This window comes from Faecalicatena orotica, assembly GCF_905197545.1.
GTDB lineage: Bacteria > Bacillota > Clostridia > Lachnospirales > Lachnospiraceae > Faecalicatena_A > Faecalicatena_A orotica.
Genome location: NZ_CAJJZH010000015.1, coordinates 17,571 through 40,663, shown reverse-complemented (window position 1 = coordinate 40,663; position 23,093 = coordinate 17,571). Strand labels below are relative to the sequence as shown.

Annotated in this window: 22 protein-coding genes; 12 read left to right on the top strand and 10 right to left on the bottom strand. The window is 43.4% G+C overall.

All coding sequences use genetic code 11. The features are described from left to right. The first annotated feature begins 213 nt into the window (after positions 1 to 213). The gene (locus tag ABIN22_RS21885; protein ID WP_346911222.1) at positions 214 to 1,890 is read left to right on the top strand and encodes a methyl-accepting chemotaxis protein; all 1,677 of its coding nucleotides are present in this window, start codon (positions 214 to 216) and stop codon (positions 1,888 to 1,890) included. Between the two features lie 147 nt (positions 1,891 to 2,037). Here ABIN22_RS21885 and ABIN22_RS21880 read toward each other — a convergent pair whose 3' ends face one another. Further along, the gene (locus ABIN22_RS21880; RefSeq protein ID WP_346911220.1) at positions 2,038 to 3,486 is read right to left on the bottom strand and encodes a sensor domain-containing diguanylate cyclase; all 1,449 of its coding nucleotides are present in this window, start codon (positions 3,484 to 3,486) and stop codon (positions 2,038 to 2,040) included. Between the two features lie 255 nt (positions 3,487 to 3,741). On the opposite strand from ABIN22_RS21880, the gene ABIN22_RS21875 reads away from it, so the two are divergent. The 4 genes from ABIN22_RS21875 to ABIN22_RS21860 are packed head-to-tail and all read left to right on the top strand — an operon-like array spanning position 3,742 to position 5,570. After that, positions 3,742 to 4,218 (top strand): GNAT family N-acetyltransferase, encoded by a 477-nt coding sequence (locus ABIN22_RS21875; RefSeq protein ID WP_346911218.1) that lies wholly within the window; start codon positions 3,742 to 3,744, stop codon positions 4,216 to 4,218. Then, positions 4,208 to 4,558 (top strand): DUF2200 domain-containing protein, encoded by a 351-nt coding sequence (locus ABIN22_RS21870; RefSeq protein ID WP_109733856.1) that lies wholly within the window; start codon positions 4,208 to 4,210, stop codon positions 4,556 to 4,558. Before ABIN22_RS21875 ends, ABIN22_RS21870 begins: the two co-directional genes overlap by 11 nt. Positions 4,559 to 4,590: 32 nt before the next feature. After that, positions 4,591 to 5,118, top strand: coding sequence for a GNAT family N-acetyltransferase (locus ABIN22_RS21865; RefSeq protein WP_346911216.1), 528 nt, complete (start codon positions 4,591 to 4,593; stop codon positions 5,116 to 5,118). Then, positions 5,118 to 5,570 carry a GNAT family N-acetyltransferase gene (locus tag ABIN22_RS21860; RefSeq protein WP_346911214.1) on the top strand — a complete coding sequence of 151 codons (453 nt, stop codon included), beginning with the start codon at positions 5,118 to 5,120 and terminating at the stop codon, positions 5,568 to 5,570. The genes ABIN22_RS21865 and ABIN22_RS21860 overlap by 1 nt, the downstream gene beginning before the upstream one ends. Positions 5,571 to 5,691: 121 nt before the next feature. On the opposite strand, the gene ABIN22_RS21855 is transcribed toward ABIN22_RS21860, so the two are convergent. The 3 genes from ABIN22_RS21855 to ABIN22_RS21845 form a co-directional block, all read right to left on the bottom strand. Continuing rightward, a complete protein-coding gene (locus tag ABIN22_RS21855) occupies positions 5,692 to 6,384 on the bottom strand; it encodes a hypothetical protein (protein WP_346911212.1) in 693 nt (230 codons plus the stop codon). Between the two features lies 1 nt (position 6,385). Then, a complete protein-coding gene (locus ABIN22_RS21850) occupies positions 6,386 to 7,108 on the bottom strand; it encodes a DUF5058 family protein (RefSeq protein ID WP_346911210.1) in 723 nt (240 codons plus the stop codon). 61 nt (positions 7,109 to 7,169) lie between these two features. Then, positions 7,170 to 8,591, bottom strand: coding sequence for a M20 family metallopeptidase (locus tag ABIN22_RS21845; RefSeq protein ID WP_346911208.1), 1,422 nt, complete (start codon positions 8,589 to 8,591; stop codon positions 7,170 to 7,172). 240 nt (positions 8,592 to 8,831) lie between these two features. Between ABIN22_RS21845 and ABIN22_RS21840 the strand changes: the two genes are divergently transcribed. Continuing rightward, complete coding sequence (locus tag ABIN22_RS21840) at positions 8,832 to 9,746, top strand: LysR family transcriptional regulator (RefSeq protein ID WP_181368868.1); 915 nt, start codon at positions 8,832 to 8,834, stop codon at positions 9,744 to 9,746. Positions 9,747 to 9,803: 57 nt separating this feature from the next. Here the strand turns inward: ABIN22_RS21840 and ABIN22_RS21835 are convergent, their stop codons facing one another. The 5 genes from ABIN22_RS21835 to ABIN22_RS21815 all read right to left on the bottom strand — a co-directional run bounded on the left by ABIN22_RS21835 (position 9,804) and on the right by ABIN22_RS21815 (position 15,918). Further along, a complete protein-coding gene (locus ABIN22_RS21835; protein ID WP_118621964.1) occupies positions 9,804 to 10,892 on the bottom strand; it encodes a sugar kinase in 1,089 nt (362 codons plus the stop codon). A 37-nt stretch (positions 10,893 to 10,929) separates the two neighbouring features. Beyond that, positions 10,930 to 12,675, bottom strand: coding sequence for a dihydroxy-acid dehydratase (gene ilvD, locus ABIN22_RS21830; RefSeq protein ID WP_346911205.1), 1,746 nt, complete (start codon positions 12,673 to 12,675; stop codon positions 10,930 to 10,932). 70 nt (positions 12,676 to 12,745) lie between these two features. After that, positions 12,746 to 14,119 carry a GntP family permease gene (locus ABIN22_RS21825; RefSeq protein ID WP_118621968.1) on the bottom strand — a complete coding sequence of 458 codons (1,374 nt, stop codon included), beginning with the start codon at positions 14,117 to 14,119 and terminating at the stop codon, positions 12,746 to 12,748. Between the two features lie 287 nt (positions 14,120 to 14,406). Further along, entirely contained in the window at positions 14,407 to 15,108 is a 702-nt protein-coding gene (locus ABIN22_RS21820; RefSeq protein WP_346911203.1) for a FadR/GntR family transcriptional regulator, read from the bottom strand. Positions 15,109 to 15,138: 30 nt separating this feature from the next. Further along, positions 15,139 to 15,918 carry a Uma2 family endonuclease gene (locus tag ABIN22_RS21815; protein WP_118621972.1) on the bottom strand — a complete coding sequence of 260 codons (780 nt, stop codon included), beginning with the start codon at positions 15,916 to 15,918 and terminating at the stop codon, positions 15,139 to 15,141. A 232-nt stretch (positions 15,919 to 16,150) separates the two neighbouring features. Here ABIN22_RS21815 and ABIN22_RS21810 point away from each other — a divergent pair, with 232 nt between their 5' ends. From ABIN22_RS21810 to ABIN22_RS21785, 6 genes are all read left to right on the top strand, one after another. After that, on the top strand, positions 16,151 to 16,324 hold the full coding sequence (locus ABIN22_RS21810) for a hypothetical protein (protein WP_181368869.1): 174 nt from the start codon (positions 16,151 to 16,153) through the stop codon (positions 16,322 to 16,324). Between the two features lie 20 nt (positions 16,325 to 16,344). Next, on the top strand, positions 16,345 to 17,982 hold the full coding sequence (locus ABIN22_RS21805) for a peptide ABC transporter substrate-binding protein (protein WP_109733868.1): 1,638 nt from the start codon (positions 16,345 to 16,347) through the stop codon (positions 17,980 to 17,982). 78 nt (positions 17,983 to 18,060) lie between these two features. After that, positions 18,061 to 18,981 (top strand): ABC transporter permease, encoded by a 921-nt coding sequence (locus ABIN22_RS21800; protein ID WP_109733869.1) that lies wholly within the window; start codon positions 18,061 to 18,063, stop codon positions 18,979 to 18,981. 9 nt (positions 18,982 to 18,990) lie between these two features. After that, entirely contained in the window at positions 18,991 to 19,914 is a 924-nt protein-coding gene (locus tag ABIN22_RS21795; protein WP_109733870.1) for an ABC transporter permease, read from the top strand. Positions 19,915 to 19,928: 14 nt separating this feature from the next. Then, positions 19,929 to 20,981, top strand: coding sequence for an ABC transporter ATP-binding protein (locus tag ABIN22_RS21790; RefSeq protein ID WP_109733871.1), 1,053 nt, complete (start codon positions 19,929 to 19,931; stop codon positions 20,979 to 20,981). Then, positions 20,974 to 21,936: an ABC transporter ATP-binding protein gene (locus ABIN22_RS21785; RefSeq protein ID WP_109733872.1), complete on the top strand. Its 963-nt coding sequence runs from the start codon at positions 20,974 to 20,976 to the stop codon at positions 21,934 to 21,936. Before ABIN22_RS21790 ends, ABIN22_RS21785 begins: the two co-directional genes overlap by 8 nt. Before the next feature lie 64 nt (positions 21,937 to 22,000). On the opposite strand, the gene ABIN22_RS21780 is transcribed toward ABIN22_RS21785, so the two are convergent. Then, positions 22,001 to 23,071 carry a M24 family metallopeptidase gene (locus ABIN22_RS21780; RefSeq protein WP_346911199.1) on the bottom strand — a complete coding sequence of 357 codons (1,071 nt, stop codon included), beginning with the start codon at positions 23,069 to 23,071 and terminating at the stop codon, positions 22,001 to 22,003. Between the last annotated feature and the right edge of the window lie 22 nt (positions 23,072 to 23,093).

Below are 23,093 nucleotides of genomic sequence, written 5' to 3'. Positions count from 1 at the left end.
ATATACCTCCTCATAAATATGCTGTTGTTCACGTTGTGGACAACAGCATAAACTATTTTTAGTATACCATAAATAAATTTAAAACACTTGATAATTTGATAGAAGGCGAATATAATAAAACCTATAGCCTATTCGAGGAAGACGTGGTGCCGGCACTATTGTAAAATTCAGCGTATAGGGGGGCATGTAATCTGTAAAGAGGAGAACTATAAAATGTTGAAAAATGTAAAAATCAGAACACGAATGCTGCTTTCATACGCTGTTATCATTATTCTCGGTCTTAGCGCCAGTGTGGCCGCTCTTATTATGATGAATCAAATCAGTGGCAGTCTGACAACCTTTTATGATAATAACTATACTGCTACGGTTAAAGCCTGGACAGCTAAGCAAAAGATGCAGTATGCAAGGGCCGACATTCTGAAGGCCATTCTGGAGACAGATGATAATGATATGCAGACGGCACTGGACAATGCATCTGCCGCACTCACCGATATGCGGGCTGCTTTTCCAGTCATCCGTGAACGTTTCAAAGGAGATATGGCGCTAATGGATGAAGTAGAATCTGTTTTAGCTAAGGCTATCGTTTATCGGGATCAGGTCTTCGATCTTGTAGAGGAAAAGAAAAATGATGAAGCATTTGCCCTGATGAAGGCCAGCTATATACCATTGCTGAATCAAATATCGGACACACTTGATGAAATTTCAAGCCAGGCTGAAAGTAACGCAAAGGGAAAAGTAGATCAGGGACAGCACTTAAAGAACATTTTAATGTTGGTTGTTGTTGTAATTATTGTACTTAATATCACTCTGGCAGTTTTATTGGCACTTCATATATCTAATGGAATCCGCAGACCGGTAGAAGAACTCCGGAACACGGCGGAAAAACTGGCATCAGGCAATTTAGATGTATCCATAGACTATCAGGCCGGGGACGAACTCGGCAATTTGTCTGATAGTATACGTTCTTTAATACATATTTTCCGGGGAATTATCAGCGACATGGGCTATGGCCTTAATGCTTTAGGTAATGGTGATTTCACAGTTAATTCTAAAGCCAGAGAGCTTTATGTGGGCGATTTCCAGAAACTAAAAGTTTCTATGGACAATATTATTGACAAGCTGAGCCTGATGATAGTACAAATCAATCAGTCTTCAGAGCAGATCTTTGCCGGCAGTGATCAGGTTTCTTTTGGTGCACAGACAGTTGCCCAGGGGGCAACAGAACAGGCTTCTGCTGTAGAGGAATTGGCTTCTTCCATTAATGAGATATCATCCCAGATCAGTGCGAATGCACAAAATGCACGGTATGGCAGTGAACTGGCCGAAGCCGCTGGAATAAAAATTGTAGATATCAACCGAGAAATGCATGAGCTGATTACTGCAATGGGAGATATCAGCGACAAATCCGCCAAAATAGAGAAAGTACTTAAAATTATTGAAGACATTGCTTTCCAGACCAACATTTTAGCACTGAATGCTGCTGTGGAGGCGGCACATGCCGACAACAACGGAAAAGGATTTGCGGTTGTAGCCAGCGAGGTACGAAAACTGGCTCAAAAATCGGCAGAGGCTTCTAAGCATACAGCTGTCCTGATAACAGGGACTATTCAGGCTGTGAGCCTGGGGTCCAAACAGGTGGCAGAAACCGCACACACCCTCGCAGACGTTGTTGAAAGTGTCAGGCAGGTTGTCACTGGAATTGAGAATATTTCCAAAGCATCCAGTGAACAGGCAGTTTCAATAGCCCAAGTGACACAAAGTGTTAATCAGATATCAGATGTAGTACAGAACAATTCGGCCACCGCTGAGGAAAGCGCTGCTGCAAGCGAGGAGCTTTCTGCACAGGCACATATTTTGACCAATCTGGTAAGTCAGTTTAAACTGAAGTAACCGGGGAAATCAATGTGGCTGGACAAGTGAAGCCAAAACAAATCATAAATCCAAACCACCCCCTTTGGATAATTTACTCCATAAGGGGGCGGGATACCTAAAACTTTTCTTTAAATTTTCTTTTTCCAGCTTGTTTTTCACCTAAGATTACAAGATATTATCATTATGAAAATGATAATGTTTAGATACTGCTTTCTTGCGGTAAAAATCCATTTTATCTTTATACATCAATTCATCTGCTTCACCTATTTTACTATCTAAATCCTTTGCTTCATCTGTCCAGATATAACCAACAGCACCTTTACAATCGGCACTTAACAAAATATATTGTTTCAAATTTGCCACCTGGTTTTCAAATGCATCCTGTCCTATCCCACTAACTAATGCAACAAATTCATCCCCGCCCAGACGGTAAATACTTCCTGTAGGAAATGCTTTCTTCAACATTTCCGCACCCTCAATCAGTACTCCGTCTCCAAACTTATGCCCCATGTAATCATTGATGTCTTTTAATCCATTTATATCCATATAAACCACACCTATAGATGTGATGCCATCGTTTTGGCAAAGTTTCTCTATGTCCTGCAAATATTTATTGCGATTAAAAGAGCCTGTCAATTCATCATAAAAACTATGATAAATAAGTTTTTTATTTAATTCTGATTTCTCAATAGAAATACTAATAAAATAACTTAATGTTTCCATCATAGAGGTATTCATCAAAAATTCTACATTAGAATTATCGGCGCCAATAAACCCAACAAGCTGATCATGCATTATGACCGGGGATAATACCATGCTATGGATCCCCTGCGTATGTAGTACCTCAAAAGTGTATGGGCTTTCTTCCTTCAAGGCATTTACATCAGGAATCACAATACTCTTTCCTATGACAAATTCCTCAAGCCACGGTTCAAGCAGCCTGATATCCATATACTGGCAGTAGTCCATCTGGGGGGCTATACCTGTTCGGCACCATTCATATATACAGCTCATTTTTGTTTCATTGATCTCGAACATATATGCACGCTCTGCTTCCAAAAACGTACCAACAATACACAATATATCATCCATGTATTCTGCCATATCCATACAGCCATACATCCGCTTAAGACATTCCATAGTCTGTATTTCCTTACGCAATATATGTTGAGATTTCCTATGCTCTTCTTCTGCTTTGGTTCGTGCATTTACTAAATCATTAACATCTGTGTATACAACATATATAACAGGTACTCCGTCAATTACTTCATCTGTAAAAGTACCTATGAATCGAATCCAAATAAATGACCCATCTTTACGCGGCATTTTACAAACGGCGTCATATCCCATCTGGTTCTTAGCTAATGCATCTTTTACAGCTTTCCCAATTGCTTGATATTCTTCAGGAGCATTGGAAAAATAAAGGCGTACACTTCCATGAAAGTTTCGGTCATACTCTTCTTTTGTATAGCCTGTTTGGTCGTAGAAAAAACGATTTGCCCAGATGACCTGAAAATCATCATTCAGCAAATGTTTGCTGACGCTAATATGCAGTGAGGTCATCAACATATTATATTCATTACTTATAGTTGACAAATTAAATGAATTTTCCATATATATCTCCTTATATGATCCAAAATCGCCTCTATCACTTCTATTTTGCTATAAGCAACATTTTCTTCCTCGTTTTAGCTATAGGTTATTATAGTCACATTTTATTAAATTATCAAGTGTTTTAGGGTTTTTATACCCTCATTACAGTGCATTTTTTAATATATGTTACTATTCTTTTAGATTTATGCATGATATAATTTTACTAATCAGACTCACTATACGAAAGAAGCAAGACAAGCATTGGAGGACAAAGAAATGTTAATCAGAGAATATCTCCCTTCGGATTGCATGGAAATAACAGAACTTTTTTACAATACAGTTCACATAGTTAATAGCAAAGATTATACGAAAGAACAAGTAAATGTCTGGGCGCCCGGACAGGCAGATCTAGAAAACTGGAACCAGTCACTTCAGGATCATTATAGTATTGTTGCAGTTGAAGGAGAAACCATTGTCGGCTTCGGAGATATTGATAACACAGGTTACCTTGACCGTCTATATGTGCATGCAGATTACCAGAGAAAAGGGATTGCCACCGCCCTGTGCAATCAGTTGGAACAGGCTGTCCAAGGGAAAATTGTCACCCATGCTTCTATTACTGCAAGACCTTTTTTTGAAAACAGAGGATATAAAGTTATAAAAGAACAGCAGGTAGAACGGCAGGGAATTTATCTTACAAATTTTGTTATGGAAAAAACAGATAAAGGAGTACACAGCTATTATGGAAAATAAAAAAGTCTTTGCAATGAAGTTTTCTGACATATACCCTCTGCTTGTTGCAAAAGCAGAGCGGAAAAACCGCACAAAACAGGAAGTAAATGAGATTATCTGCTGGCTTACAGGTTATACAGAAAAAGAATTACAGTCCCAGCTTGATAAAGAAGCTGATTACAGTACTTTTTTCAACGAGGCACCGCAAATAAACCCTAATTGTAAGCAGATCAAAGGAACAATATGCGGCTATAGAGTCGAAGATATTGAAGATCCATTGATGCAGAAAATCAGATATCTGGATAAACTCATTGATGAATTAGCTAAAGGAAAGGCAATGGAAAAGATTTTAAGAAAATAAAAAACAGCATTTAAAACGAATAGGAGATAAATATGGATTGTATCATCAGAGAATGGAAAATCGAAGATAAACATAAACTTTCTGAATTGTTGAATAATAAAAAAATTCAGAACAATTTGCGTGATGGATTACCCTATCCGTATACCGCAGATGACGCAGAAGAATATATTGTATCCATGCTTTCTGCAGATAAGACTAAAACATTCGCATTTGCGATTACAGTAAACGATATAGCAATTGGCAGTATCGGAGTATTTCGATGCGGCAATATTCATTCCCGGACTGCCGAAATGGGTTATTATGTAGGTGAACCATATTGGGGAAAAGGATTCGCAACGAGCGCAGTAAAGCAAACTTGCAAATATATATTTGACAATACTGACATTATCCGGATTTTTGCCGAACCATTTGCCTACAATACTGCTTCCTGCCATGTACTGGAAAAGGCGGGTTTTCAGTTTGAAGGAACACTACATAGCAATGCAGTTAAAAACGGGAAAATAATAGACATGAAAATGTATGCTTTAGTGAAATTTAATAGCTGTGAAGGAGATAACTAATGATTATAAAAAAAGTTACGGGCAGCAAAAAAGAATATATTGATTTGTTGCTGTTAGCTGACGAGCAGGAAAGTATGATCGATAAATATCTGGAAAAAGGGGAAATGTTTGTTTTAGACGATAATGGTATAAAAGCCGAATGCGTAATAACCAAAGAAGACGATGGCGTTTATGAGCTGAAGAATATTGCTGTGTTGCCTGATCATCAGCGGAATGGTTACGGAAAAGACCTGATTGAATATATTATTACTCATTATACAGACTTAAGTGTCCTGTATGCCGGAACAGGGGACTGCCCTTCTTCCCTTTCCTTCTACCATAGCTGCGGGTTTACAGAATCACACAGGGTAAAGAATTTTTTTACTGATAACTATGACCATCCTATATACGAAGATGGAATACAGCTGGTTGATATGGTTTATTTGAAAAGAGAGCGAATTAATATAAAATAAGCGGCAGTCGCCAAGGTCATGTAAACATGACTTTGGCTCGTTGCTCGCGGGAATAACACAGTTCATAAAAAGGCAGCCCAAAGTGAAATCTATCCACCGTTTTATCACACCCGCAGACGTGTTATGACTCGGTTTCCTCTTCTGTCCCGGTTTTTTTTCTGTCCATGATTAGTTTCATCCCACCAATTGATAATAAGATTACTGCAACCATTACGATACTCTGAAGCTGGCCGTAACTGGAGCCCAGAACGATGGCAAATACGATGGCCAGACCAAATGGGAGGACAGCCGCCTTGAAGTTTTTTAACAATACCGGCAGTACCATCGGTCCAAGAAGTGCAGGGAACATGTTGTCAAATGCCGGTGAAATCACAGGGTTGGACAGCAGCGGCACTACCAAAGGTGCCAAAAACAGCATCCCTGCAAATACTATAATTGTAGTTACGAAAGCCGAGGTTGCAACTGCTATAATAGAGACTACCCGTCCTTTCTCACTCCCTTCTTCACACTCCATTACACGCATGGCGTTCAGTGCTGCAGGGAGCTTCATATTCTGCACATTTCCTGTCGAGGATGCCAGATATACCGCGCCCGGTCCGATTATAGGAGCCATAGCCAGCTTTTCACATAAACCTGTGATGCCAAAAATAACTCCGATCGGGGCTGAAACGGTGAGAACCTGCTTCCAGTCGAGGGAAATTCCGAATATGAGAGTAATTCCCAGAGGGACAGATATAAACAGAATCCCAACCACCAGAGTTGTTAAAATACCCAGCCTGTGAATTTTATTATTAAATTGTTCGCCGCTCTGCATATCAGATACCTCCTATCACATTTGTAACGATACAGGCCGATGCCATTCCTGCCACCATGCTGATCGCAAAAGAAAATTCTTTCAGTGGTTTCCACTTTTTGGATGCTTTTTCCAGCAGGAACATGGAGCCGGCAGAAACTATAATGGTTACTATTGCTGTAACATTTTTATAATCAACGATGTACGGTGCGGAGAATGTAGCCATCATTCCAAGAAACATAATAGAAGTCATCATCGTTGTAAACGCCATGTTTTTACTGCTTAGTGACTGCATCTTCTTGTCATATTTTTTCAGGATCAGTACCGCCAGGCTTGACAGCATGATTCCCAGAGTTACGGCCCACATAATCATGACATATGTATCCGGTGTGAAATTACCACTTGATAAACTATCGTACCCGGCCGCCGTAACTGCCATATTGGCCGACATTGTCTCATAGGTTGCCGAACCGATGACACTGAGCCTGAGCCACGGGAAAAAGCGGCCCAGCGCAGGCATCAGTATAACGTAACTGATCAGAATCGGCAGAGACGGTACAATAGAGAAAACCGCGCTGCTTTTTATGATCTTTTTTCTGTCTGCTTTATCAATTCCAATCTCCCCTGAGCGTCTCCATGCGGCCCGTAGAAACAGTGCGGACTGGATCATGACAAATATAATCACGATACCGCATAAAACTGCCATCCATCCACTGTTTGATATAAAAGAATAACTATCACCCATTATTTTCCTCCTGATTGAGCCTTTCAGGCCTGACTGTATGCCATCCGGCCCATTACTATTTTTACTGTTCTTTTAATATCGCAGGTTTCTGGCCTGCAGGTATCATACTCTCATAGCTTCTTCCGCCCATTGTTTCTACCAGATCAGCCTTTGCTTTTTCAACGATATCCGGGTTTTCAAGAAGATTCACTGCTGTAGCCGCCAGCACCTGTGCCGCGAAAAACATTCCCTTATGGGCAATGGAACTCTTTCCCTGGGCAACAGCCTGCCATGTATGCAGTGCTGTACCTAATGCAAAACAGGCAGAACTGAAACATGCCGTAGGAATGCATTGGCTGACATCCCCCACATCATTGGATCCCTGCTTCAGGCCTACCGGGGGAAGAATCAGTTTTGATACCGGCTGTCCAAGCACCGCTTCTGCTTTTTCTCCCAGAAACTTCTGTGCCGTTCCTTTGATTCTCCGGATTTCGTCCGCATCTGCAAGTTCTCTGTATTTTTTTGCATAATCCATATCCTCTCCGGTATATGGAATATTAGAAAATTCATTCATATTCTTAAGAACCAGTTCGTTCAGTGTCTTATTCGGGATGAGGTCTGCATAGGCAGAACATATTTCGATATCTACATCCGTCTCTGTCATCATGGCAGCCCCCCGGGCAACTTTATTGACCCTTTCCACAAGACTGACCGTGTCTGTATTTCTTGGGGCCCTGATAGCGTACAGTACTTCTGCCTTTGCCTGCACGACATTAGGCGCATCCCCCTCGGTATTTGTAATGGCATAGTGAAGCCTGCAGTCCGTCGGGATATGTTCTCTCAAATAATTGCAGCCTACATTCATCAGCTCGACTGCATCCAGAGCACTTCTTCCCAGATGCGGCGAAGTTGCCGCATGGGCGCTTATCCCCTTGAAGGTATACTTAACCCGGGCATTCGCCAGAGATGACATAGAGCATACGTGCATCGTATATGGGTGCCATGTCAGGCAGATATCACACCCGTCGAATGCATGTCCCTTCAGCATGAATGCCTTTCCTGCTTCACCCTCCTCAGCCGGACATCCAAAATACAGGACTGTACCCCCAAGCCCGGCTTTTTCTATATAGTCTTTTACCGCAACCGCTGCCTGTACTGACCCCGTCCCCAGAAGCTGGTGCCCACAGCCGTGGCCGCAGCTGCCTGCTGTTTCTTCCTCTTTTTTCATGATATCGGCTTTCTGTGACAGCAGCGGAAGGGCATCATACTCTCCAAGAAAAGCTATGACCGGTTTACCGGAACCACAACTGGCCTTAAAGGCCGTCGGAATCCCGGCGATTCCTTCTGTAATCTCAAATCCTTCTTCCCGAAGCTTCTCCATCTGCAGCCGGCTTGACTTTTTTTCCTGAAAGGCCGGTTCCGCAAATTCCCATATCTTATCGCTGATCTCAGCAAAGATATCCTTTTTTTCCTCAATCAGGCTGCTCAAAAGTTCTTTATTCACAAAAATATCTCCTTCTCAATTGTTTTTTCAAATACTCCTGCATGGGTTTATTGCAATAAAATCTTCGCTGACTTATAATAAATGCATGAACCAGCCGGCCGGCTTTTTGCAGGTATTTCAATGCTTAATTCTATTTTATTGTGTCTTCTGCCAGAATACCAATATTTATCCGGCATGGGGGTATGCACTTTGGTTATCCCGCCCCCTGTTTATTAAACCTGTTTCGGAAAAGGAGAATTTATGAATATTCAACAGATCGAATACGCTGTGGAAGCATCCAGAACCTTATCGTTTTCGGCCGCTGCTGAGAATCTTTTCGTATCCCAGCCCAATATCAGCCGTGCCGTTTCTTCTCTTGAGGCAGAGCTCGGTTACCAGATTTTTTCGCGTACCAACCAGGGGATCGTACTCACAGAAGAAGGAGAATATTTTATCCAGCATGCAGAGATTATTGCCGAACAACTCCGGCAGATTAAAGGAAGCCGGCTCGATAAAAACTCCAGCCGGCTGAACATTATTTCCTCTTTTAACCACACTTCATTGTCAGAGGCGTTTATCAAATTATGCAAAGAATATGAAAACTGCAAAAGACTCGATCTTTCTCTTGCATCAGGCAATGTAAAGACTGTGATTAACGAGGTTTACCTGAACAAGGCCCAGATCGGCATAACTGCATTTGATGATAAGGCAATGGGACTTTACAGAGAACTTATGGGGGCTAAAGATATCACGATGACCTTGTTAAAAAGACTTCCCATGAACATCAATCTTCGAAAAGGCCATCCCGCACTGGAGGCAGGCATTGAAAATGTGTCTCTGAATTCATTGAAAAAATACGTACATATTTCCTACGATTTTAATAGAAGAGATGAATATCCAAGCCTGTTTTATATGGATCTGATCGACACCTGCAAAAATATTTCTGTGCATGATAAAGAAACTCGGCGAAAGCTCGTTTCATCCACAAATGCATTCAGCGTAGGATGTGTACAGCACCCCCAGGCTGCGGATAACGAAAACTGGGTCAGTATCCCGATCGCTGACATCCGCTGCAATATCGTATATATAAAAAAGAAAAACACAAAGCTGGGTGAAGAAGCACTTCGGTACATAGAATTAGTTCAAAATGAGCTCGACTACACCAAAAGTGTATAGCCGGCCGTATCAAATACAACAGGCTATACTTTAAAATTTCCAGTAATATTTCGCAGACTAACGCTTTATATCATAATTCATGTTCATCAGATTCTGGATTACGGAGACATCATCCGTGATATTCCCATCCCCGCGGATTGTATGCTTAATTGCGCTGCTCGCAACTGCAAAGTTCACCATATCTTCCGGCTCATATCCGTTCATCATGGCATAAATCAATCCGCTGGCAAATGCATCACCCCCGCCGACGCGGTCCAGAATATGAAACGAAAACAATTTGCTCTCATATGTCTGCCCGCAGTACCACATATATGCCTTTAAGCTGTTCTCGCTTCCACTGTATGCATAACGTACATGGCGGGCAATACATTTAAGGTTTGGATAGCGCTCAGCAAACACCTGAAAGACTGCCTCCTGCTGCCAAAAATCTGGCTGAAAGGGAATCTCATCCTTGACGTCTCCTTTTTCATGATTGCTCTCATCTATCCACAGGTGGTACGGCTCAATCCCGAGCAGAACATCCACATAAGGCAGACAGTCAGTGCAGAAATCTCTGGCTTCCTCCCATGACCACAGAGTACTGCGGAAGTTACCGTCATAGCTGACGGTAATTCCTTTTTTCTTTGCTGTTTTTAAACAGTCTGACACAAGTTTCCTGCAGTTTTCACCGAGGGCAGAGGTAATACCACTTAAATGAAGCCACGTAAAACCATCCAGCAATGCATCTAAATCAATTTCACTGAAATCATATTCTGTAATGGCACTGTTTTTCCGGTCATAGGTTACTTTACTTGGACGGATCCCATACCCATTTTCCAAATAATATGTACCCAGCCGGTGTGTCGGTGTCTCCTCAGGTGTGCTTAAAATCATGGGGGTACAGTTGACATCATTGCTTCTCAGCATTCTGACCGCACTTTTTCCGAGGCTGTTGTTGGGAACTACAGAGAAAAAAGTACTGTCTATACCAAGATTTGCAAGGGCCAGGGCGATATTTGCCTCACTTCCCCCATAACTTGCTTCGAAGTTTGCCGCCATTCGGATTTTCCCATAATCAGGAGGTGTCAGACGCAGCAAAATCTCACCGATCGTGATAAACCTGTGGCGGTTTTCCCTTTCTCCGGTTAATGAATTATTGTATTCCATAGGACTTCCTCCTCTGCGGTCTTTCCGCTTTTTTCTCTTAATATTCCAGATATGCACCTTTCATCGGACTTGCCGCATGCTCACTGAACATACGGAGTACTCCCTTTTTGTACTTCGGTCCGCGCGGTTTCCAGTTTTCACGGCGCTGCTTTAATACAGCATCTATTTCCGCCATACTCTTTGGTACGCCCGCGATTCCTACGATATTCAGCTTCCGTCCGGCTATATCGATTTCAATCAGATCTCCTTCTTCTACAAGTGCAATCGGGCCTCCGTCGACCGCTTCCGGGCTGCAGTGTCCGATCACCGGTCCCGTGGAGGCGCCGGAGAACCGCCCGTCTGTAATCAGTGCAATGCTTTTTCCGAGTTCTTTGTCACTGCTGATAGCCTCCGATGTGTAGAACATTTCCGGCATTCCGCTTCCCTTTGGCCCTTCGTAGCGGATAAAAACAGCGTCTCCTTTTTGAACTTTATGCTTAAGAACTGCATCCAGACATTCCTCTTCACTGTCAAATGGCCTTGCCTTTAAAACAGCTGTAAACATTTCTTTCGGACACGCTGTATGCTTGATGACAGCACCCTCCGGTGCCAGATTGCCTCTTAAGACAGCAATACTGCCATCCGTACCAAGCGCTTCATTATAAGGACGGATTATGTCCTCCTTTTTCAGTGATACCTGATAACGCCGGTTAAAGTCAGCGAGCCATTTCCCGCATCTCTCATAGAACCCGTTTTTCTTTAATTCATTGAGATTTTCACCCAATGTTTTTCCTGTAACAGTCATCACATCCAAATGCAGATGTTCCTGAATCTCTTCCATGATAGCCGGCACCCCTCCTGCATAGTAGAAGACCTCTGCCGGCCATCGCCCTGCCGGGCGCACATCCAGAAGATAGCGGGCATTTCTGTGAAGACGGTCGAAAGTATCGCCTGTAATCTCAATTCCAAATTCATGGGCAATGGCAGGGATATGCAGAAGACAGTTCGTGCTCCCGGAAACAGCCGCATGGACGAGAATCGCATTTTCAAAGCTCTCCATTGTGACAATATCGCTGGGACGCATGTCCGGCATAGATGCAAGCCGCACCGCCTGTTCGCCTGCTTCTCTTGCAAAAGCCAGAAGGTCCGGGCTGGATGCCGGCATAAGCGCACTCCCCGGCAGTGCCAGTCCCAGAGCCTCTGCCATAATCTGCATGGTAGAAGCCGTTCCAATAAACGAACAGGCCCCGCAGCCGGGGCAGGCATTGCATTTTGCCCAGTCTAGTTTTTCTTTATCGATCTCACCTCTCTGGTACTTTGCACTGTACATTCCAAGCTGTTCCAGAGTCAGCATTTCCGGTCCGGCATTCATCGTACCTCCCGGAACTACCACAGACGGGATGTTTACTCTTGCCAGTCCCATCAGATTTCCGGGCATCCCCTTATCGCAGCTTGCCAGATAAACACCGGCATCGAAAGGCGTGGCGTTGGCATGGATTTCAATCATATTGGCGATCATCTCACGGCTTACCAGACTATAGTTGATACCATCCGTCCCCTGACTCTCCCCGTCACAAATATCCGTGCAGTAATACCGGGCGCCGAATCCTCCGGCTTTTGCAACACCTTTTTGCACTTCTTCCACCAGCGTGTCCAGATGTCCGCTTCCCGGGTGGCTGTCCCCAAAGGTGCTCTCTATCATCACCTGTGTCTTTTCTAAATCTTCCGGCTTCCATCCGGTCCCGATCCTGAGAGGGTCAAGTTCCGGTGCCAGTTTCCGCATTTCCTGACTTTTCAATTTCATAATAATCTCCTCATCTTTCTATATAATTTATTTTAACTCATATAATTTTTTGACAGACTGCTTCTCATGTTTATGCCACTACAAACCAGACAATTGTAGCTCCAATAATTCCCACAGCCCCTACTAAAGTCTCCATGACAGTCCATGTTTTCAGATTTGTTTTTTCATCCACCTCAAAAAGTGACTTGGAGAGCCAGAATCCCGAATCGTTCACATGACTGAATGCCGTCGCTCCGGCCGCAACCGCAATTGTAATAGTTGCAAGCTGAATCTGGGACAATTCCGCAATCGCGGGCATTGATGCCATAATCCCCGCTGCCATAGTCATAGAAACGGTTGCCGAACCGACAGAAATTCTTACAACTGCCGCCACTAAAAATGCGACAATCACCAACGGCAGCGGCAGGCCCCCGACAAAGTTCCCGAACACTTCACCAATGCCTGAATTTTGCAGAATAAACCTTAACATACCGCCGCCTGAAATCAAAAGAATGATGTTGCCGCAGGAATGCAGGGAGTTTGTCATAACAGAAGTAATATCTTTTATGCTGAACCCTCCACGGATTCCGAGAAAATACATCCCGCAGATTGTTGACAAAAGCAGCGCAATAACAGGTGTCCCTAAGAACTCTAATACGGGCTGGGCGGGTGCCAGTAACGGTATAATGGATGAAAGTGTATTTAAAATAATCAGGAATAACGGAAGCAGGATGATACAGACAATCAGTATAAAACTCGGCGGTTTTACGTTTTCTTTCTTCTTTTCCTGCGCCTCCCTTTCATTTTCAAGGTAAGAACTCGGAACAGCACAGTCAAACTTCCTGCCTGCAAATTTTCCGAATATGGGGCCTGCAATAATCATTGCCGGTATTCCCACAATAATGCCTAAAATAATGACATAACTTAACTCCACATTGAGCATCTCCGCCACCAGAACCGGACCCGGTGTCGGGGGGACAAATGCATGGCCGATTGCCAGACCCGCTAATAACGGGATCGAATAATGGAAGACCGACTTCTGCGTCTTACGTGCGATACCAAATGCAACGGGAATCAAAATCAATAATCCTGATTCAAAAAATACCGGCATTCCCACAATCAGCCCGGTAACTCCGAGTGCCCACGAAGCCTTTTCCTCGCCGAATTTATTCAGGAGCGTGTCCGCAATTACCTCCACTCCGCCGGATACCTGCAGGATCGCACCGAACATAGAACCCAGGCCAATTAAAATAGCTATTGTCTGGAGCGTGGTCCCGACACCTTCTGCAAGCGTATCCGTAATCATTGTAAATGGCATACCAACCGCCAAACCAATAATCAATGCTGAAGTCATTATTGCGATAAACGGCTGAATCTTTACTTTAATAATCAGAAAAAGCAGCACAGCAAAGCCAATCAATGCACCTATAATCAATCTTTCTGAAGATGCTGTAAATTCAATCATAATGTTTCCTCCCAAACTCATTCTATACCCGAAATATGCGCATACCAACACACCGGCACATTCCTTATTTCTCTTTGCTCTATAACATATGACGTCTTATGTTTTTGTAATTTCATTATAATATTTAACTTAAAAACCGCAATACATCTGATGTATTTATTCCTATTTCCACTTAACGCACAAAAACAAGCGGGCATACGTAACAATATTCCCGCTTGTTCTGTACATTTTTCCTATATGTTTTTACTAAATGTCATTCCAACCCCAAATACATCTGATGTATTTTCCTAATTCCGTTCCTCCAGCAGTTTCATGATTGCCTGACGGTTATAAGTCAGATGCGTAATCATCGCACACTTTGCGCCTACAGAGTCTCTGTTCATAATAGCTTCTGTAATCGCCCGGTGTGTTTTTATTGTCTCCTCCATCAAAAGGCGGTGGGTGACGTTCGCAAAAGTCAGCACTGCCGTATTAATAACCGGAACCAGAAGCTCGACCACCTGATTCTTACTGCATCTTGCAATGCAGGTATGGAATTCTATATCTTTGTTAATATGTTCTGTTCCACTCACATAGAGTCTTTCGGTTTCTTCACACAGCTGTTTTAACGTTTTTAATTCCCCGTCCGTGGCATTCTTACAGGCAAGTCCGGCGATTTCCGGTTCTATCATCAAACGAACTTCAAAAAGCTGCAGGGCAAGCTCATACTTATCCTCTATCTGGTCCAAACCAAGTGGGTCTTCCCGCTGGGAGATCGTGCTAATCACATATGTACCGGCTCCCTGCCTCACTTCCAGAATACCTCTTGATACAAGCCCTTTCACCGCCTCACGGATGGTGCTCCTGCCTACACCAAACATCCCGGCAAGTTCAAATTCATTCGGTAACCTCTGTCCGACATTTACCGGTTCATTTAAAATGTACTGCATTAACCTGTCTTCAATCTGGTCGCCTAAAGGCTTTTTGTTAGATCTGTCAAAATTATACATATATCTGCTGCTCCGTTCTCGCTTCCCACATCATTTCCTTTCATAAAGGAACCTGATATGTTCATACACTTCCTGAAAATCAATAACGCATTCCCCGTCCCATATCTGCACCGGTATCTTCGCATCAAAACCATAAATAACAGGATATTCCTCATGTTCAAAATCATATACGATTACCTTTTTATTGATCGGGTCAATCATCCAGTACTCCCTTACCCCGGCATTCATATACTTATTCAGCTTAGTGACCATGTCTTTTTTTCTGGTGGATTTGGAAAGTACTTCAATTACAAAATCAGGCGCGCCATAAACACATCTGTTAATGATCTTATCCCTGTCACATACGATAATAACATCCGGCTGGACCATCGTCTTATCGTCGCAGTCCAGCTGGATATCCAGCGGTGAAATCATCGGAAGACATGTCCCTTTATTATCCATGACATGACCAAGCAGTTTTGCATAAATAAATCCGGCAATCAACTGGTGCGGGGAGGTGGGAGCGGTCATGTTGTAGAAAACTCCGTCGATAAGTTCCACCCTGATGTCATCTGGAATCTCATAATAATCCTCCAGAGTATATTCCCCCTGCTGTTTCATAGCATAAGTGCTCTGTGCCTCACGGATATATGCATCCCCTGAACTGCCCAGCAGTCTCTCTAACGCCTGAAGCGTCTCATAACGCGGGGAGGACGTGGCACCGTTAAAAACCTTCTGTACAGTCCCGAGCGGGACACCTGATAATTCTGAAATCTGGGCATATGTATAACCCAGTTCCTTCTTTCGTTCCTTCATTTCCTGAATCGTCATAGACATACATCCTTTCTTTGAATAAAAAGCGGCTTGTGGATGGACTTATATTGTTTATCTGATTATTTTTAATATAACATCTAACACTCCAAAAAACAACCGCATTTTTATATTTATATCCGCAAAATATCCATATTTTAATCTTTTCCCATAATATGCTATACAGATATGTGCAAAACAATTTCATGTTATTATAAAAATTCAATATCTGGCATAAAACGAGGATAAGACTATGGAAATACAAGTGGAAATTCTCTTTTCTGTTGTCACTAATTATGATATAATATATCCATTATCCGGAGTTCCAAAAATCATTCAGGATATATATCTTTACGGTAGAACCAGGGAATTATATGGAAAATATAAGGACCTGTTAAGTGCTACACCCAAGCTTATAAAAGTATAGGCAGAAAGAGAGGAGATCTTATGAAAAAGAGAGTTTTAGCAGCACTGCTTGCTGCGACAATGGCAATCGGCATGTTAGCCGGCTGCTCAACACCAAAGACAAACAAGCAGGAGGATTCCAGTTCTGAGTCTGGAGAAAAGGTATTTCGTTATTCCTCAAGAACAGAGCCAACGACTCTGGACCCGTCAAAGACTAACTGTATCCCTGATTGTGAGATTCAGCATGCCATTACGGAGGGCCTCGTTAGAAATACTGGCGGCGAGGTAACACCAGGTGTTGCATCAGACTGGACCGTTTCTGATGATGGTCTTGTTTACACATTCAACCTGAATCCAGATGCAAAGTGGAGTGATGGAGAGCAGATCAAAGCAGGTGATTTCGTATATAGCTGGCAGAGACTGCTGGATCCCGACACAGCCGCGCCGTATGCATTCATTGGTGAGTACATTAAGAATGGTCTTGCAGTTGAGACTGGTAAGATGGAGCCTTCTGAACTTGGAGTTGCTGCTGTGGATGATGTGACATTTGAAGTAACGCTGGAACATCCGACAGCATATTTCCTGAGTATGATCGGCGCACAGCCACAGTTCGCGCCTCTTCGTCAGGATATCGTTGAAAAGTACGGCGCAGAATTCGCTGCTGATGCCGAGAAGAATATTTACTCAGGTCCTTACGTACTGACAAGTGCCAAGAACCAGAAATGGATATTTGAGCCAAATGAAAATTACTGGGACAAAGATTCTATTAAACTTGACCGTGCAGAGCTGAGCTATGTACAGAATCAGGAGACGGCCCTTGCAATGTACGAGTCAGGAGACCTGGATTATTCTGAGATTCCTTCCGCAGCAGTACCAACCTATGAAGGCAAGGATAATACATTCCGTAATGGTAATGTAGATTATTACTACTTCAACTGCGATGAATCAACGGGTTCCCCGATAGCAAATAAGAACTTCCGTCTGGCACTGAACTATGCACTGGACAGAAATTCATTTAACACATTGGCTAACAACGGTGTACATGTACCAAGTAACGCTCTTGTATTCAGCGGATTATCAGGAGCTAATAGCACGTACGGCGAAGAATCCAATCTGGAATCCTATCCTCTTGATGGCGATAAAGATAAAGCAAAAGAGTATTTAGCCACTGCATTAACAGAGCTTGGCAAATCAAACGCATCTGACATTACAGTTACAATTACAACAACAGATGCTGATTCTGCTAAGAAGCAGGCTGAGGTTTGCCAGGAAATGTGGAGCGATGTCCTTGGTATCAATGTTGAAATCAATCAGGTTACATACGCAGAAACATTAAAGCGTCAGCAGAGCGGCGATTATGAGATCGCATGGGGCGGCTGGGGAAGTGATTACGATGATCCATACAGCTACCTTGAGCTTTTCAAATCAGACAGTTCCTACAACTACAGCCGCTTCAAAAATGACAAAGTGGATGAACTTCTGGCTGCTTCCCAGACAGAGACAGATGCAGCCGCACGTATGGATCTGCTTCATGAAGCAGAGCAGATTATCATAGACGAGGCAGCATTCCTGCCTCAGGCAGAGAGAGATGTTCATTACCTTCTTGATGAAGATGTAAAGAACGTTAAGTTCTTCTACTGCAGTGTTAATATTGATTGGGTATATGCAGATATTCAGTAATCGCATACCATTATAAAATTTTATCGCTGCCCGGGGATACCGGGCGGCGAATTTATTCGTATACAAGGAGGATTACGCATGCGGAAGTACATATTAAAGCGTGTGATAGCTGCAGTCCTGACGATGTGGGTGCTGATTACCGCCGTCTTTTTTCTGATTCGTCTGATGCCCGGAGACCCATTTCAGAATCCAAAGATGACCGCTGAGGTGCGGGCAAATCTGGAGAGCTATTACGGATTTGATAAGCCACTTATTGTACAGTACGGTACATATATGAAGAATCTGTTTCAGGGTGATTTGGGCTATTCGATGAAATTTACTAACAAAACAGTTAACACGATTATTGGTGAGACATTCCCATTCTCCGCGGACCTGGGAATCCGCGCACTTGTGCTGGCGTTGTCAATGGGACTCGTGCTTGGAATTATTTCGGCAAGAAACAGAGGAAATAAGCTGGATTTTGTCTGTGTTATCATAGCGGTTCTGGGAACCAGTATCCCCGACTTTATTATGGGAGCTATACTACAGTATGGATTTGGTATTAAGTGGGGGCTCTTGCCTGTAGCACAGTATAACGGCATAAAATATACGATTTTGCCTGCGTGTGCGCTGGCGTTTTACACATTGGCCTCGGTTTCCCGTATCATGAGGGCAAGTATGCTGGAGGTTTCCCAGCAGGATTATATTAAGACGGCCCGCTCAAAGGGTGTGTCTGAATTGAGAATCACATGTAAGCATCAAATACGAAATGCAATCATGCCTGTTATGACTGTAATGGGACCAACGGTAGCATCAGTGCTTACCGGAACCTTTGTTATCGAAGCTATTTTCGCCATTCCCGGAATGGGAAAATATTACGTAGAAAGTGTGTCAAACAACGACTATTCTATGGTATTGGGTATGACGATTTTCTACGGTGTATTTTTGATTTTGTGTAATCTGGTTGTAGATATTCTGTACGGCGTGGCAGATCCGCGTGTACGCATTGGCGAAAGGTAGGTGAGAGAAATGGCAGAATTAAATAAAGAAGCTTTTATAATACGCGGGAAAGACACCACCCGCATGGAAAACATCAGCAGGCCATCCCTCTCCTTCTGGCAGGATGCATGGAGACGCCTTCGGAAGAACCGGAGTGCATTTATCGGACTTTGCATTGTTGTGCTTTATGCATTGCTGGCTATTTTCGCACCGATGTTCAGCCAGTACACACAATCCCAGATGGATATCAATGCAAGAAGCGCATTTATCTCCAGCGCTCATTGGCTCGGGACAGACTCTACAGGACGCGACCTTTGGGTGCGTATCTGGATGGGAGCGCGTGTATCTCTTAGTATCGGCCTGATTGCAGCAGTTGTAAATATGTGTGTAGGTGCTGTAATCGGCGGACTTTGCGGATATTACGGCGGTAAGCTGGATATGATTGTGATGCGTATTGTAGACCTTTTATACGGAATTCCCAGTCTAATTATCACCATCCTTGTTATGATGGTACTTGGTAAAGGTATTACACCGCTGATCGTAGCCATGTGTGTCGTTGGATGGATTGGGACATGCCGCTTTGTACGTGGCGAGGTATATCGTATTAAGGAGCAGGATTTTGTCCTTGCTGCCAGAGTACTCGGTGTACCGGACTTTAAGATTATTATTAAGCATATGATTCCAAATATTCTTGGAATGCTCGTAACAAACCTGTGTATGGCAATCCCGGGAGCTATTTTCCAGGAAGCCTTTCTAAGTTACATCGGACTTGGTATTACACCGCCTGACTGTAGCTGGGGAGTTATCTGCAAAGAAGGAATTCAGTACCTGCGCTATTCACCGCATCAGGTGCTGATACCGGCATTTTTTGTATGTACGACCATGCTGGCTTTGAACCTTCTCGGTAACGGCCTGCGTGACGCAGTCGACCCAAGACTGCGCGGAACAGAATAGGAGGAGTCGTAGAAATGACCGAACGAGAAAAGATACTAGAACTGAAAAATGTAGTATATTCCTTCCATACATACGGCGGCGAAGTAAAAGCTGTGCGTGACGTAAGCTTTGAAGTAAGGAAGGGAGAGATACTTGGAATTGTGGGTGAGTCTGGCTGCGGAAAAAGTGTTACAGCCCAGTGCATTATGAGACTGAACCCGGAACCGCCGGGATTTTTCGAGGGCGGCGAGGTACTTGTTCACGGTAAAGATGTTTTGAAAATGACAAAGAAAGAGCTGCGTAAGCTCCGGGGGCAGGATATCGGGTTTGTATTCCAGGATCCTATGACATCCCTGAATCCAACCATGAAGATTGGCGCACAGATTGAAGAAGTATTTTTAGGGCGCACTGATGTGACAAAGAAAGAAGTGAAGGAAAAAGCCCTTGAGATTATGAAGCTGGTTGGTATTTCAGATGTAGAGAAGCGATATAAACAGTACCCCCACGAATTGTCAGGTGGTATGAAGCAGCGTGTTATGATTGCCATTGCCCTTGTGAGCCGCCCGGACATTGTTATCTGCGATGAGCCAACTACTTCTCTGGATGTAACCATTGAGGCACAGATCCTTGATCTGCTTCTTGAACTGAGAGAAAAACTTGGAACGTCGATTATTATTATTACACATGACCTGGGCGTTATCGCACGTATGTGTGACCGGGTGGTAGTTATGTATGGCGGCAAGGTTGTCGAAAAAGGTACCGTACAGGAAATATTTTATGATACAGCTCATCCATACACAAAGGGCCTGATGGGCTCCATTGCGAAGCTGGATACAGCAAAAGGAGCAAAACTGACCCCTATCGATGGTACACCCCCTGATTTATTCTTCCCCCCGAAGGGATGTCCATTTGCAGCCCGTTGCGAATACGCTATGGATGTATGTAAAGACAATCCGCCAGGCTGCTACCATATAACAGATGAGCATATTACAAATTGCTGGCTCCAGCATGAATTTGCTCCTGATACGGACATGAAGAAAGCAAACGCAGCAATACTTGAGGAAGGAGAGGTGAAGACGGATGAATAATAATGAAAAACAGCCTCTCGTGCAGGTAAGGGATGTATGTAAGTACTTTAAAGTCGGGAAAAAGGCTTATCTAAAGGCAGTAGACCATGTTTCCTTTGATGTCTTTAAAGGTGAGACAGTAGGTGTCGTTGGAGAGTCTGGCTGTGGTAAATCCACCCTTGGCCGCTGTATGATTCGTCTCTACGAGCCTACAGCCGGGGAAGTGATTTACGATGGCAAAGATATTACAAAGCTTTCCAAAGAGGAGCAGAAGCAGTTCTGCCAAAAAGTACAGATGATCTTCCAGAACCCCTATGCGTCGCTTAATTCCCGTATGACAGTTAAGGAGATCGTAGGAGAAGGTTTAAAGCAGCATGGAACACCCAGAAAAGAACTGGAGGAGCGTGTAAAAACGCTTCTTGAAACGGTAGGCCTTAATAAGGATCATATGTCCCGTTTCCCTCATGAGTTCTCGGGCGGACAGAGACAACGTATCGGTATTGCCAGAGCCCTTTCCGTAGAGCCGGACTTTATTATCTGTGACGAGCCGATTTCAGCCCTTGACGTGTCTGTACAGGCACAGGTTATTAACATGCTGAAGGAGCTTCAGGAGAAACGTGGACTGACCTACATGTTCATTGCCCACGATTTGAGTGTAGTAAAATATATTTCAGACCGCGTAGTTGTTATGTATCTGGGAACAGTGGTCGAGACTGCTGAGACGGAGGAGCTTTACGGCAACACTATGCATCCTTACACAAAAGCGCTGATTTCCGCCATTCCAGAGGCAGATCCTGATAGGGCAAAAGCGAGCCAGCGTATTCCGATTAAGGGCGAGATTCCAAGTCCTATTAACCCGCCGGAGTGCTGCCGGTTCGTGGAGCGGTGCCAATATGCAACAGAACGTTGTCACAAAGAGCAGCCTGAACTTCGCGAAATGACTCCGGGACATTATGTAGCATGCCATCTTGTGTAATCTGATGGTACCATCTTTGACGTAAAAATCCGTGGAATGCATGAAAGCTTTCCACGGATTATTTTTATAGTTCAATTAATTCTTTTGTCGCACTAATGAGGTTCTCATATCCATCTTCTGTAATCAGTACCTGATCTTCGATCCGGACTCCGCCCCAGCCCGGGATATATAGTCCGGGTTCAACTGTCACAACGTTTCCTTTTTCAAGTACTGCTGTAGAATTCGAACCCAGGAACGGAATCTCATGTACGAATACACCTACTCCATGTCCGATGCCGCCATAGTTATACTGCTCGTACTCTGTTCCTCTGATGGCTTTTAAAGATGCTTCATAGGTTTCTTTTCCAGTTGTTCCAGGTCTTAAGATGGCTTCAAAGTCTTCCACCATCTGCTGCTCCAGTACATAAACCTCTCTCTGCTTTGCTGTTGCCTTCCCTAATACAACTGTTCTTGTCATATCTGATAAATAGCCTTTGTACTGGCAGCCGTAATCCATCAATACAAAGTCTCCATATTCCAGTGCTTTTGAAGAAGGAATCCCATGCAGTAAAGAAGTTCTTGCCCCTGAAATCAGAATTCCACCGTAAGGTTTTGTATCAGCACCTTCCATCACCATATAGTGTGATAATTTCGATGCCAGTTCTTTTTCTGTTACACCAACGCGAATATCTTTGATGATTTTCTCAAATGCCCTGGAAGCAATGTCACAGGATATACGCAGACATGCAATTTCTTCTTCTGATTTAATTGCACGGAATGTTTCTATCACATCTACGGTAGGAACGAGTTCTGCCTTTGCCTTATCTTCCATTTCTTTATAGTCCTGATAGGTTACCTTATCTGATTCAAACCCCACATTTTTAATATGCTCTGTGCTTATAATATTACCCAGAGCATCACCAATGGTTTTCCCGGGAGTACGCCAATTATAAATCTGATAATCCGGGCATTCCTCAGCAGCCTGTTCTGTATATCTTGGATCGGTTATAAAATATTTTTTGTTTTTAGTAATAACAAGGTATGAATCATCCCCTGTGTATCCACTGATGTATCTTACGTTTGCAGGACTGCTTATGTAAAATGCCTCCAGGTTTTCTTTTTCCATATACGTTAATAATTTCTGTACGTTGTTCATCTTTGCTCCTCCTATGTGGCAT